Below are 13,901 nucleotides of genomic sequence, written 5' to 3' on the forward strand. Positions count from 1 at the left end.
GCACCTCTGTCATCACGCATCCCGGGGAGAGCCATGCCCAGCCTGTTCCGCCGCCGTGCCGTCACCACGGCCGCCTGCACCGTCCTCGTCCTCGCGCCCGCGAGCGCGGCGCCCGCCCTGGCCGTCGAGACGGCCGCCGCGGACGAGACCACCATCTCGATCCTGTCCTTCAACGACTTCCACGGCGCGCTGTCCGCGGACTACATCGGCACGCAGTTCGCGGACACCGTGGAGGACTACCGCACCGCGTTCGAGGCCGAGCACGGCGCCGGCTCCACGCTGCTGACCAGCGCCGGCGACCTGATCGGTGGCTCGAAGTCCGTGTCCAACGTGCAGCAGGACAACCCGACGATCGACGTGATGAACGCGCTCGGCCTGGCCTCGCTGACCGCCGGCAACCACGAGTTCGACAAGGGCCTGGACGACCTGCAGGGCCGTGTGGAGTCCCGGGCCCAGTTCCCGGTGCTCTCCGCCAACCTGGTGGACCCGACGAGCAAGGAGCCCGTCCTCACCTCGCACGCCGTCTTCGACGTCGACGGCGTGCGCGTCGCGGTCATCGGCGCCTCCCCCAACGAGCTGTACGCGACCACCACCGGCGCGGGCCTGAAGGGCAACGAGGTCCTCGACGAGGTCGCCGCCGTGAACGCGGTCGCGGACGAGCTGGAGGCCCAGGACGCCGCCGACGTGATCGTGGCCTCGTACCACGACGGCGCCGCCGGGGCGGGCGAGCTGGCCGCCGAGCGGGCGGCCCGGGCCGAGTTCGACCGCATCGTCGGCGAGACCTCCTCCGCCGTGGACGTCATCTTCAACGCCCACACCCACCAGCTCTACCAGTACGACACCACGGCCGGCGGCGCCCACCGCCCCGTGATCCAGGCGGGCGCCTCCGGCAGCCACCTGGCCGCCGTCGAGCTGACCGTGGGCGCCGACGGCGAGGTCACCGGGCTCACCCCGCGCCTGCTGGCCCGGTCCACGCAGGCCCCCGCCGAGGCCGCCGCGGAATCCCCCGTCACCGCCCAGGTGTACGCGATCGAGCAGGAGGCCGTCGCGGTCTTCGAGGACCTGCAGGGCGAGGTCGTGGCCGACCTGTCCGCCTCCATCACCACCGACTACCAGAAGCTCATCGACGCCGGCGGCTCCTGGAAGGCCGGCGGCACGCGCGCCGCCGAGACCACCCTGGGCACCTGGGTGGGCGACGCCGTCAAGCACGCCGCCGAGCAGGCGAACCCCGAGGTGGACCTCGGCGTGACCAACCCCGGCGGCCTGCGCTCCGAGCTGCTGACGGACCGCTTCACCGACGGCGGCGCGTTCCCGGCCAAGCCGGCCGACCTCGTCGGTCGCCTCACCCTGGGCGAGCTGCTCGACATGGCGCCGTTCGGCAACACCATCACCTACTTCGACATCCCGGGCTCCTCCATCAAGCTGGCCCTCGAGGAGAACTGGCGGAACGACGTGCGCAAGTTCACCCTCGGCTGGTCCGAGGAGCTGACCTGGACCTACGACGAGTCCCGCCCGCAGGGGGACAAGGTGACCGGCGTGTGGATCGACGGCGAGCCGCTCCAGGCGGACCGCATGTACACGGTGGCCAGCCAGTCGTTCCTGGCCGACGACACCTGGACGACGCTCGGGGACCCGACCAAGGCCCCCGACGGCTACACCGCCTTCGCGACCGGCCGCCAGAACTTCGTGAACATGGGCCTGTTGGACTCCCAGGCGATCACGGACTACGCCCGCGCCCAGGACGCGGCCCACGGCGCCGTCGCCCCGGACTTCGGCAAGAACGGCGTGCCGGTCACCGACGCCCCCGCCTCGGTCGAGGCCGGGCAGGCCGTCGGCCTGACCCTCGGGGACCTCGTGGTGGACTCCGACGGCGCCCCCGCGGCGACCGCGGTCGACGTCGCCTTCCGCACGGCCGACGGCACCGAGACCGCCCTGGGCACCGTGGCCGTCCCCGCGGGCTCCGAGACCGTCACGCTCTCCGGGATCACCGCCCCCGCCGCGGCGGGCACGGGCGAGCTCGTGATGACCGTGCGCTACGCCGACGGCAGCACGACCGTGGTGCGCCATGCCCTCGAGGTCACCGCGGCCCCGTCCCCCACCGAGCCGGAGCAGCCCGCCCCGACCCACCCGGGCAAGGGTCATGGCAAGGGCCATGACAAGGGCGCCGACCACCCGGGCAAGGGCCGCGTGAAGGGCGAGGACCACCCGGGCAAGGGCCGCGGCGTGCAGCGCGGCGCCGCCACGCACCCCGTCTTCTCCGCCCATGCCTGGCTGACCGCCGCGGGCCTGCCGCGCTGACCCATCGAGAACGAGACCGAGGACGACATGACCCCCCTGCCCCGCTTCGCCGCGCGCACCGCGGTGACCACCGCCGCCCTGGCCCTGCTCGCCCCCGCCGTGGCCCTGCCCTCCCAGGCCAGCCCGGCCGGCGACTCCCTCGTCATCAACGAGGCATACACCAACGGCGGCTCCGCGAACGCCGTGTACACCCACAAGTTCGTGGAGCTCTACAACCCCACCGACCAGCCGATCAACCTCGACGGCTGGTCCCTGCAGTACCGCTCCGCCGCCGGCACGGCCGCGACCCAGGGCACGGTCGCGCTGTCCGGCACGGTGCCCGCGAAGGGCCACTTCCTGGTCTCCGGCGGCTCCAACGGCACCGCGGGCGCGGCCCTGCCGCAGGCAGACCTCGTGGCCGGCGGGGCGTTCAACCCCGCGGGCACCAAGGGCACGATCGTGCTCGCGCGCCAGGCGGGCACCGTGACGGACCTGCCGGTCGGCTCCGTGGTGACCGGCCAGGTGCCGGGCGTCGCGGACGTGCTCGGCTACGGAGCCACGAACACCTTCGAAACAGCGGCTGCCGGCGCCCCCTCGGCCAACTCGGACCCGAAGTCCCTCACCCGCACGAACGGCGTGGACACGGACGACAACAGCGCCGACTTCACCGTCACCGACCAGGTCACCCCGACCAACGCCGCCGCCACCGGCGGCGAGCCGACCCCGGAGCCCGAGCCGCAGCCGACCCCGGCCGAGCGGATCACCATCGCCCAGCTCCAGGGCACCGGCACGGCCACCCCGTACGCCGGGCGCCAGGTGACCACCACCGGCGTCGTCACCGCCGTGTACTCCACGGGCGGCTACGACGGCTACTACATCCAGACCGCCGGCACCGGCGGCGACACCCCCGACGCCACCCCGGGCGCCTCCGACGGCGTGTTCGTGTACTCGCCGGACACGGTCGGCTCCGTGACGCTCGGCGACCACGTCCAGGTCACGGGCGAAGCGGCCGAGCACTACGGCCTCACGCAGATCAAGGTCGCCGCCGGCGGCGTGCTGCCGGTCGCCGAGCCCGGCGCCGTGGCCCCCACGCCGGTGGAGTTCCCGCTGGAGGAGGCCGACCGTGAGGCGCTCGAGGGCATGGTCCTCGCCCCGCAGGGCGACTGGACGGTCACGGACAACTACTCCCTCAACCAGTACGGCTCCCTCGGCATCGTCCCCGGCACCACGCCGCTGGACAACCCGACGTCCGTGGCTCGGCCCGGCGCCGAGGCCCAGGCCGTCGCGGCCGCCAACGCGCAGCAGCTGATCGTGCTCGACGACGGGGCCACCACGAACTTCATGCGCTCGCCGGGCAACCAGAACCCGTTGCCGTACCTGGACGCAGACCAGCCGGTGCGCGTGGGCGCGGGCCTGGAGTTCACCACCGGAGTCATCCTCGACTGGCGCTTCGACGCGTGGTCCTTCCAGCCGCTGGGCCACCTCACCGACGCCACGGCGGCCGCCGTCCAGCCCGTGACGATCGAGGACACCCGCCCGGCCGAGGCCGCCCCCGAGGCGGTCGGCGGCAACGTCACCGTCGGCAGCTTCAACGTGCTCAACTACTTCACGACCCTGGGTCAGGACGTGGCCGGCTGCAGCGCCTACCGCGACCGCGCCGGCACCCCCGTCACCACGAACGGCTGCCTGCCGCGCGGCGCCTACACCTCCGAGGCGTTCGCCCGCCAGCAGGAGAAGATCGCGGCCGCGATCAACGGCCTCGGCACCTCGGTGGTCGCGCTCGAGGAGATCGAGAACTCCGAGAAGTTCGGCCTCGACCGGGACCACGCGCTGGCCCACCTCGTGGAGGCCCTCAACGCGCAGGCCGGCGAGCAGCGCTGGGCCTACGTGGCCTCCCCGGCCACCCGTCCCGCGCTCGCGGACGAGGACGTCATCCGCTCCGCGTTCATCTACCAGCCGGCCGAGGTCACCCCGGTGGGCGAGTCGGTGATCCTGGACGACCAGACGAACTTCGACAACGCCCGCGAGCCGATGGCCCAGCTGTTCCGCGCCGCCGACGGCACGTCCGAGGGGGCGGCCGGCACCGACTTCGTGGCGATCACCAACCACTTCAAGTCCAAGGGCGGCTCGGGTGCGACCGGGGACAACGTGGACGCGGGCGACGGCCAGGGCGCGTACAACGCGGACCGCGTGGGCCAGGCCGAGGCCCTCGTGGCCTTCGCCGAGCGCATGAAGGCCGAGACCGGCACCGACCGCGTCCTGCTGATGGGCGACTTCAACGCCTACGAGAAGGAGGACCCGATCCGCGTGCTCGAGGCGGCCGGGTACCTCTCGCAGGGCGCGCTCACGGGCGAGTACTCGTACGCGTTCGGCGGCGCCGTCGGCAGCCTGGACGGGATCTACGCCTCGCCGTCGGCGGCGACGGCGATCACCGGCCAGGACATCTGGATGATCAACGCGAACGAATCCGTGGCACTGGAGTACTCGCGCCACAACTACGTGGCCGAGGACCTGTACTCCGCGGACCAGTGGCGGTCCTCGGACCACAACCCGATCCTGGTGGGCCTCCAGCTCGACGCGCCCGTGACCGAGCCGACCCCGGAGCCGGAGCCCTCCCCGGGCGAGACCTGCGACGGCGTGACCGATCCGCGCGGCGTGCCGGGCAAGCCCGCGAACTCCGTGCGCGAGTGGCTGCGCTGCGTCGGCGCGACCCCGGGTCACGGCGGCGACCACCCGGGCAAGGGCCACGGCCCGGAGCACCCCGGCAAGGGCCGCGGGCCGGTCCGTCCCTGACGGGACGCGGGGCGCCGCACCCGGCATGACGACGGCGGGGCCGTCCGGGATCCACCCGGGCGGCCCCGCCGTCGTCGTGGGGGCTCAGCCGGCGAGCACGGCCGCCGCGGCGGCGTCGGCGTCGGCGAGGAAGAGGGCTCGTCCGGCCGGATCGGCCCCGGCCTCGGCCGCGATCGCGGTGCCCCACTGCACGCCCGAGAGCTGCAGGCCCAGCACGAACACGTCCGCGTGGGCCGTGCCGTCCGCGGCCCGCAGCCGGTACGGGCGGGCCGTGACGTCGAAGCCGGTGGCGGGCACGCGCACGCCCTCCTCGTCCTCCCACGTCCCGGCCGCGGCGACGCCGTCCGCCAGCATCTGACGGACCAGCGGGGAGGCGGCGGCCTGCACGCGGTTGGGCGGCATCATCGCCTCCACCAGCCAGGCCCCCTCGACGACGGCGGGCCCCAGCGAGTCCTGCGCTCCCACCTGGGGGCTGTGGGCGGTGAACCCGTGGTCCTCGGCCTCGACCACGGGCGCGGGGCCGGCCCAGGTGAGCAGGCCGGCCCGGTGCACCGCCAGCATCTGCTCGACGCGCCACAGGGGCGGGCCGGAGGCGAGGCCCTCGACCAGCGGCTCGAACCAGCCCTGGACGTCCCGGATGCGGGAGGCCTCGGCGATCCGACCCTCGGCGATCCACGCCTTGATCCGCAGTCGGCCGGCATGGAGCGCGCCGACGGCCATCATGAACGGGGACTCCTCCCCGAGGGCGGCCTCCACGCAGGCCTGCTCCATGAGGTCCGCGACGGCCCGCTGATAGTCCTCATGGGAGGCGAACACGGCGTCCTCGAACGGGGATCCATAGGCCAGGATGTCCAGGAAGCGGCGGCCGGGGGCGTACCGCTGGAGGAGCTCCTCGGCGTGCGCGGAGGTCACGGGGGCGCCGCGGCCGGCCTCCTCGAGCTGGCCGACGAGCTCCCCGAGGAATCGGCGCGCCTCGACGGGGCCGCCGAGGATCTCGGGCTGGGCCCGGACGAGCGTGGCGTAGTAGTGCCGGACCACGTCGCGGTGCAGCAGCGGCCAGAGGTGCTCGGCGAGGTCCAGGGCCCCGTGCCGGGCGGCGAGGTCGTCCACGGCGGCGTCGGAGAGGTAGCTGAGGGTGACGCCGCGGGGCACGAAGGCGTCCACCTCGGCCTTGGGCAGGTACGGGATGCCGCGGCGGGACATCAGGTGCAGGCGCGGCTCGTCCCCCGACGGCTCGTACCGCAGGGCCCGGCCGGGTCCGTCGCCGGTGCGGCGGTACACCCCGCCCCGGCCCTGGGTGAGCTGGGCCAGCAGGTCGAACGCGTTCAGGCCCATGCCCCGCACGAGGACGTCCGCCCCGGCCTCCACGGTCTCCCAGTCCACGTCGGAGGGGATCTGCGGGCCCTGGTAGTGCAGCTCGTCCCGGCCCCGCGCGGCGGCGGCCATCCGGTTCTGGCCGGGGCTGAGCTCCGCCGGCTGATGGCCCAGGCAGAGCACGACGGCGTCCGCGTCGAGCCCGGAGACCGCGCCGTCGGCGTCGCGCAGCTCGAGGCGGGCGCCGCCGTCGGGCCGGGGGTGCAGGGCGGTGGCCTCCGCGCGGTGCTCGACGACCTCGACGACCTCGGGGCGGGCGCGCAGCCCCGCGACGACGTCCTTGTACAGGTGCCGGAGGTAGCGCCCGTAGACCGCTCGGGCCGGGTACTGGTGGCGGCGTACGCCGAGGCTGGCCTCCGGGTGCACGCGACGCCACTGGTCGAAGGTCTGGGCGGCGGTGGAGGGGCGCAGACCGGGGTTGTCGGCGGCGCACGCGGTCGGGAAGAACGCGGGGGTGTTCATGAGGTACAGCTCGGACTGGTCCGTGCGCCACACCCGCCCTGGCCCGGGCGGGTAGGGGTCCACGACGTCGATGCGCAGCCGCCGGGGGTGTGCGTCCGGGGCCGCGCCCTCGAGCCGGGCGAGGATCCGCTCCAGCAGCATGACGCCGCGGGGGCCGGCTCCCACCACTGCGAGGCGGCGCTCGGCCACCAGGGGCTCGGACATGGGGCCTCCACTCTCCTCGGGATCGTTTTCACGCCTGCGGCGCGCGTATTCCACACAATATCGGTGGCCGTCAAGGGTCGCGGACCGCATGCGCCACACTCCCACCGATCCCCCAGGATCCACAGCAGGCACGGACGGAGGATCCGCGTAATCATGCGGATCACGTCGAGATTCTGGGAGAAGTCTGGGAATTGGGAATCCGGGGGGCCGATGGTTGACGCCACTCGGGCCGATGGGGAATTGTGAATGAGCGTAAGGCAACAGAACACCAATTCAGAAGGAGAATTCCTCATGGACCGCAACGCTCTCGACCAGCTGCAGAACTCCACCGTCTTCGCCACCGACGGCGACAAGATCGGCTCCGTCGGTCAGGTCTACCTCGACGACGTCACCAACGAGCCCACCTTCGTCACGGTGAAGACCGGCCTGTTCGGCGCCCGCGAGACCTTCGTGCCGCTGCAGCAGGCGCAGACCACCGCCGACGGCATCACGGTGCCCTTCGAGAAGTCCTTCGTGAAGGACGCCCCGAACGTGGACGCGGACGGCTCGCTGACCCCCGAGGAGGAGCAGCGCATCTACGAATACTACTCCATGGAGTACTCCGCCGCGGATCACGACGGCGACGTGCGTCGTGACGACGTGCGCACCGACGCCGGCGCCGCCCGCGTGGCCCGCACCGCGGGTGTGGCCGGCGTGGCCGACCGCCGCGACGAGGCCGTCGTGGACGGCGACCGCCGCGACGTGACCGACCCCGATCGCCGCGACGTGACCGACCCCGATCGCCGCGACGTGACCGACGCCGACTCCGTCGTCGTCAAGGACGAGCACCTGAACGTCGGCACCGAGCGCCGCGCCACCGGCCGCGTCCGTCTGCGCAAGCAGGCCTACACCACCACCGAGACCGTCGAGGTGCCCGTCACCCGCGAGGAGGTCGTGGTGGAGCGCGAGTCCGTCGACCCGAACTCCGCCGAGGCCCGCACCGCCGACCGCGACGGCGACGTCGAGGTGACCACCTACGAGGACACCCCGGTCGTCAACAAGACCGTGGAGGCCGAGAAGGTCTCCCTGGGCAAGCGCCAGGTGCAGGACACCGAGACGGTGACCGAGGAGGTCCGCCACGAGGACGTCAAGGTCGACGGCGACGCCACCGATCGCGACCTCGACGGCCGCAACGGCCGCAAGGATCGCATCTGATCTGAACGGACGCGTCGGGCTCAGGCCGGACGGCTGACAGATCACTCGGGGCCCCGGATCCATGGATCCGGGGCCCCGCTCGTGCGCGGTGGTGATCCGTCCGTGAGCACGCCGCTCCTTTGCCCTGCCCTGGCCTGGCGCGCTAAGCTGAACCGGTCTGACCGCGCGTCGCCCCGTGCGAGGCGCGCCGGACGGAGGAGACGTGCCAGAGCGGCCGAATGGACTTCACTGCTAATGAAGGGCTCGACGAAAGTTGGGCCGGGGGTTCAAATCCCCCCGTCTCCGCGAGAGAGGGCCGGAATCCACGCGATTCCGGCCCTCTTCGCGTCTGCGCGCGGCGACCTGACATGCCGACCGGCCGGTGACTAGCCCTCCCCGCGGCGCTCCCGCATGCGGCGCAGCAGCTCGTACGCCTCCGGCACGGAGAGCTCCGAGTGGCTGGACAGCTGGACGGCGGCGGACTCGAGGTTGCCGTCCCGCACCATGGCGGCGAGCTGGTCGCGCAGCCACGGCGGCAGGTCCTGCGAGGAGAGCCGGACGGACTCCGTCCCCCGCATCACCTCGACCTCGAAGGGGAGCTCCTCCTCGGCGGGGGCGGCGGTCCACTCGGCCGGGACGGTCAGGGTCGTCAACTCGTCGGCGGACGGCGCCGTCGGACGCGGCGCGGCCGAGGCGTGGTCGGTGTCCTGCCGGGCGTCGTCCTCGGCCACGGCGTCAGAGGTCTCGCGATCGGGCGTCTGGGCGTCCGGCTCCCCCCGCCCGCTCGAATCCTGTCCGGGCCGCTTCGGCCCGGGGGTGTCGGCCGGGGCCGCGTCGTCCCGATGGGGCTCCCCATGGCCGCCGGGAACGGGCCCCGCGACTCCGGCGGACGTGGCGTCCGGTTCCTGCACCGGCTCGGAGTAGACCTGCGGATGCACGGCGAGGGACTGCACGTCCATGACGGCGTCCTTCAGGCCGCGTCCCGTGTGGGCGCGGTAGTCGCGCACGGCCTCCATCACGCGGCTCTGGGCGATGTGCCCGTACACGCGCCGATGGGCGTCCTCGTCCAGCAGCCCCGCTGCCAGACGCGCCCGCTCCGGTCCGATGTCCAGCCCGCGACCGGACGGCGTGCGCTGGTCCGCCGCCTGACGCGCTCGACCGGCCGACATCCACCGGGCGGCGGCGAACGCGAGGGCGCCGATGACGACCACCGCGAGGACAGGGACGAGATATTCCATGCCTCCAGTCTAGGTGTGGCCCGCGAGGGCCATGCCGGCGGCCGCGGCGCCACATCACAACCTGGTCACAGTTCTGCCAGGGCTCCAGAGCCACCGGGGGGCCTCCCCTACGGTGGAATGCGGAGTCCTCCGTGTCTGGACACGGCGGCCATGGAGGAGACACTCCGCCCGCCACTCGACCGAGCCAGAAGACGGCATGTCCTTCCCCCGCCCGTCCGCCCGCACCGTCGACACCCCCTCGCCCCGGCGACGCCGCTGGTGGGGGACGTCGGTGGCGCTCGCCCTCGTGCTGGCCGGCTGTGCCGCCCCGCAGGGGGACGAGGGGACGGCGGCCGGGTCCTCGGGCTCCACGGACGCTGCCGCCTCGTCGCCCGCATCTGCGGACGGATCAGAGGCCTCGTCGTCCCAGGGACGGTCCTCGGATGCGGCCTCCTCGGAGGCCGCGTCGTCGAGCGAGGGCTCGCCGTCGGCCGCCGCAGACCCCCCGGACCCCGCGCTCCCCCTGGCCGCCCGCTCCCACGAGGGCGTGCCGATGCGGGCCTTCACGGCGGAGGAGCGCCCGCCGCAGTTCGTCCTCTTCTCCTTTGACGGCGGCCGTCAGGACGCGCGCTGGAAGACCTTCCTGGACGCGGCCGCGGACTCCGACGCGAAGTTCACGGTGTTCCAGTCCGCGATCAACCTCATCGAGACCGCCAACAGGGAGAACTACACGGCGCCCGGCAACGAGCCCGGCTACGTGGGCACGGAGTTCGGCGGCGACGAGGCCGAGGTGGCGCAGCGCATCGAGAACATCAACACGGCCCACGCCGCCGGCCACGAGATCGGCACCCACTACGCGGGTCACCTGTGCGCGCCCACGAGGTACGGCGCAGACCAGTGGTCCACGGCCGAATGGAAGCAGGAGTACGGCTCGTTCACGGACATCCTCTCCGACCTCGGCGCCTACAAGCCGGGCAGCTCCCTGCCGGCGCTGGAGGTCACCCCCGAGGACGTCAAGGGCGGACGTCTGCCCTGCCTCGACGGGGAGTGGGACCAGCTCGTCCCGATGTGGAAGGACAACGGACTCGAGTACGACACGTCGCGTGCCGCGGCCGCCTCCGGCGTCGCCTGGCCCTACCAGGAGGACGGGATCTGGGAGTTCGAGATGCCGATGACCTGGTCCCCCGTGCTCGCCGAGAAGGGCGCGGCCAGCCCGTTCGTGATGGCGATGGACTACAACTTCTGGATCTCCGGCAACGGCGGCAAGGACATCCCGGAGGACGTCGCCCGACTCACCGACTTCCAGTACCGCACCTACCGCTACATGTACGATTCGGCGTTCGCGGGCAACCGCGCCCCGCTGGTCTTCGGCAACCACTTCAACGACTGGGGTCTCAACGCGTTCAACCCGGCGGTGGAGAAGGTCATGCGGGAGGTCTGCGTCGAGGAGGACACCTACTGCGTGACCTACCAGCAGATGATCGCGTGGCTCGAGCTGCAGGACCCGGAGGTCCTCGCCGCCTGGCGCGACCAGGCCCGGTCCGCCACCGGCACGGATGCCTGGGCTCTCGGCTGGTGACCGGCGGGTCGACCCACTGACACCCGCCCCGACGACGGCCCCGGCTCAGCGCGCCGGGGCCGTCCCGCGTCCGCGCAGCACGACGACGGCGCTCGCCAGGGCGGTCAGCACCAGGGCCAGGACCATCAGCACCGTCCCCGGCCACCCGTGGGACTCGTGGAACACGCCGCCCAGCCAGCCGAAGAGGCTCGAGCCGGCGTAGTACGCGAAGTTGTACAGGGAGGTCGACTGGGCGCGGCCCGTGGGGGCGTCCGTCCCGGACCACGCGGAGGCCACGGCGTGGGCGGCGAAGAACGCGCCCGTCACGAGCACCAGGGCGGGCACCAGCACCGCCGGATGCGGGACCGACGTGAGGGCGACGCCCGCCGCCATGGCCGCCGTCGCGCCGGCCAGGACGGGCAGCCGGCCCACCCGCGCGGCCAGCCGACCCGCGCGCGGCGACGACCACGTGCCCGCGAGATAGGCGAGGAAGACGAGGCCGGCCGCCGTCGGCGTCCAGGAGAACGGCGGGTCGAGCAGGCGGTACCCCACGAAGTTGTACAGCGCCACGAACCCGCCCATCAGCAGCGCCCCCTGCAGGTAGACGGCGACGAGCTCCGGCGAGCGCAGATGGCCGCGCACGATGCGCACGAGCGTCGCCGCGGAGGTGGGCGACGGCGTGAAACGCCGGGCACGCGGCGTGATCGCCAGGAAGCCGACCGTGCACAGCACCCCGACCACGGTGACGGCCAGCATCCCGCCGCGCCACGAGGACGCCTCCGCGACGGGCAGGGCGAGGAGCCGGCCGGAGAGCCCGCCGAGGGTGGTGCCGGCGATGTAGGTGCCGGCGGCCGCCGCGACCGCGTGCGGGACCACCTCCTCCGCCAGCAGCGCCACGGCGAGTCCCGCGACGCCCCCATGCGCCATGCCCTCGAGCAGGCGCAGGCCCAGCATGGCCTCGAACGTGGGTGCGAGGACGCCCGTGAGCGCGCACGCGCTGGCGGAGACCATCGAGACCACCATGGCGCGTCGGCGGCCCCACCGGTCCCCGGCCAGGGACCACGGCACCACCGACACAGCGAGGCCGAGTGTGCCGGCGGAGACGAGCAGGGCGGCACGGTCCGCGGGGACGCCCAGGTCGTTGCTGACCAGCGGCAGCAGGCCCTGCGGGGAGTAGAGCTGGGCGAACGTGGCCACCCCCGCCAGGAACAGCCCGATCAGCAGCCTGCGGTACGCGGGCTCCCCGGGCGCGGCCGGCGCGGGTCCCGACGGCGGCACGGCCGGGGGCCCCGCGGGCGGGGGCGGAGTGGTCGGGGGCACGCCATCACTGTATCCAGGCTGTCCACTACCATCGGTCGGGTGACTACCTCGACTCCCTCCCTCGACCTGCACGATTCCTTCAAGGCGTACGACGTCCGCGGCATCGTGGGCGAGTCCATCACGGCGGAGAGCGTCCGCGCGGTGGGCGCGGCCTTCGTGGACGTGCTGGGCCTGGCCGGCCAGACCGTGCTGGTCGGCGGGGACATGCGCCCCTCCTCGCCCGCGTTCATGACGGCCTTCGCCGAGGGCGCCACGCGCCGCGGCGCCGACGTCGTCACCCTGGGGCTGATCTCCACGGACATGCTCTACTACGCGGCGGGCGTGAAGCAGGCCGCGGGCGTGGTGTTCACCGCCTCGCACAACCCGGCCGAGTACAACGGTATGAAGATGGCCCAGGCCGGCGCCGTGCCGGTCTCCTCGGACACCGGGCTGTTCGAGATCCGCGACGCGGCCCAGGCGTACCTCGACGCCGGTGAGATCCCCGCGGCCGAGACCACCGGCACCGTGACGGAGGAGGACATCCTCCCCGGCTACGCCGCGTACCTGCGCTCGCTCGTGGACCTGACGGGGGTGCGCCGCCTGAAGGTCGTGGTGGACGCGGGCAACGGCATGGCGGGCAAGACCACCCCGGCCGTCCTCGGCGACGCCGAGCTGGCCGCCCTGCCGCTGGAGATCGAGCCGCTCTACTTCGAACTGGACGGCACCTTCCCGAACCACCCGGCCAATCCTCTGGAGCCGGAGAACCTGCGGGACCTGCAGGCCGCCGTCGTGGAGCACGGCGCGGACATCGGCCTGGCCTTCGACGGCGACGCCGACCGCTGCTTCGTGATCGACGAGCAGGGCGCCCCGGTCTCCCCCTCCGCGATCACCGCCCTGGTGGCCCGCCGCGAGATCGCCCGCGCGAAGGCCGACGGCGAGCAGACCCCCGTGGTCATCCACAACCTGATCACCTCCCGCGCCGTCCCCGAGCTCGTGGCGGCCGACGGGGGCCGGGCCGTGGAGACCCGCGTGGGCCACTCCTTCATCAAGGCGGTCATGGCCGCCGAGTCCGCCGTGTTCGGCGGCGAGCACTCCGCGCACTACTACTTCCGCGACTTCTTCAACGCGGACACCGGCATGCTCGCGGCCATGCACGTGCTGGCGGCCCTGGGCGGCCAGGAGCAGCCGCTGTCCGAGCTGGCCGAGGAGTACGAGCCGTACGTGGCCTCCGGAGAGATCAACTCGCAGGTCGAGGACAAGGACGCCGCCGTGGCCGCGGTGGTGGCGCAGTTCGCCCCCGCCGTGGGCGAGGGCGTCGGCGAGGGCCGGGCCGTGCACGAGGACTTCGCCGGGGTGGCCACCACGGTGACCCGCATGGACGGCACCACGATCGCCGCCCAGGACGGCACGTGGTGGTTCAACCTCCGCCCGTCCAACACGGAGCCGTTCCTGCGCTACAACGGCGAGGCCCGCACGGCCGCCACCATGGAGGCGCTCCGCGACGCCGTGCTGGCGATCGTCCGCGCGGAGCGCTGACCGCGGCG

The 13,901-nt window shown here is 73.4% G+C and carries 8 protein-coding genes and 1 tRNA gene; 6 read left to right on the top strand and 3 right to left on the bottom strand.

The genetic code is table 11. The annotated features are described in order from the left end of the window. Positions 1-33 precede the first annotated feature (33 nt). Complete coding sequence (locus SOY78_RS10930; protein ID WP_122053856.1) at positions 34-2,298, top strand: bifunctional metallophosphatase/5'-nucleotidase; 2,265 nt, start codon at positions 34-36, stop codon at positions 2,296-2,298. A 27-nt stretch (positions 2,299-2,325) separates the two neighbouring features. Beyond that, positions 2,326-5,070 carry an ExeM/NucH family extracellular endonuclease gene (locus SOY78_RS10935; protein WP_186303361.1) on the top strand — a complete coding sequence of 915 codons (2,745 nt, stop codon included), beginning with the start codon at positions 2,326-2,328 and terminating at the stop codon, positions 5,068-5,070. Between the two features lie 84 nt (positions 5,071-5,154). Here the strand turns inward: SOY78_RS10935 and SOY78_RS10940 are convergent, their stop codons facing one another. Then, the gene (locus tag SOY78_RS10940; protein WP_324701575.1) at positions 5,155-7,110 is read right to left on the bottom strand and encodes an FAD/NAD(P)-binding protein; all 1,956 of its coding nucleotides are present in this window, start codon (positions 7,108-7,110) and stop codon (positions 5,155-5,157) included. A gap of 291 nt (positions 7,111-7,401) precedes the next feature. Here SOY78_RS10940 and SOY78_RS10945 point away from each other — a divergent pair, with 291 nt between their 5' ends. Both SOY78_RS10945 and SOY78_RS10950 read left to right on the top strand, forming a co-directional pair. Then, entirely contained in the window at positions 7,402-8,304 is a 903-nt protein-coding gene (locus SOY78_RS10945) for a PRC and DUF2382 domain-containing protein (protein WP_324701576.1), read from the top strand. Between the two features lie 196 nt (positions 8,305-8,500). Then, positions 8,501-8,589 (top strand) — tRNA-Ser (locus SOY78_RS10950). A gap of 80 nt (positions 8,590-8,669) precedes the next feature. On the opposite strand, the gene SOY78_RS10955 is transcribed toward SOY78_RS10950, so the two are convergent. After that, on the bottom strand, positions 8,670-9,521 hold the full coding sequence (locus tag SOY78_RS10955) for a hypothetical protein (protein WP_182488730.1): 852 nt from the start codon (positions 9,519-9,521) through the stop codon (positions 8,670-8,672). 196 nt (positions 9,522-9,717) lie between these two features. Here SOY78_RS10955 and SOY78_RS10960 point away from each other — a divergent pair, with 196 nt between their 5' ends. Beyond that, the gene (locus SOY78_RS10960; RefSeq protein ID WP_324701577.1) at positions 9,718-11,079 is read left to right on the top strand and encodes a hypothetical protein; all 1,362 of its coding nucleotides are present in this window, start codon (positions 9,718-9,720) and stop codon (positions 11,077-11,079) included. A gap of 45 nt (positions 11,080-11,124) precedes the next feature. Here the strand turns inward: SOY78_RS10960 and SOY78_RS10965 are convergent, their stop codons facing one another. Further along, positions 11,125-12,255 (bottom strand): MFS transporter, encoded by a 1,131-nt coding sequence (locus SOY78_RS10965; RefSeq protein WP_182488733.1) that lies wholly within the window; start codon positions 12,253-12,255, stop codon positions 11,125-11,127. 162 nt (positions 12,256-12,417) lie between these two features. On the opposite strand from SOY78_RS10965, the gene SOY78_RS10970 reads away from it, so the two are divergent. Then, positions 12,418-13,893: a phosphomannomutase/phosphoglucomutase gene (locus SOY78_RS10970; protein ID WP_182488728.1), complete on the top strand. Its 1,476-nt coding sequence runs from the start codon at positions 12,418-12,420 to the stop codon at positions 13,891-13,893. Positions 13,894-13,901: the final 8 nt, after the last annotated feature.

The sequence above is a fragment of the Micrococcus sp. HOU01 genome (assembly GCF_035609305.1).
GTDB classification, from domain to species: Bacteria; Actinomycetota; Actinomycetes; order Actinomycetales; family Micrococcaceae; genus Micrococcus; species Micrococcus luteus.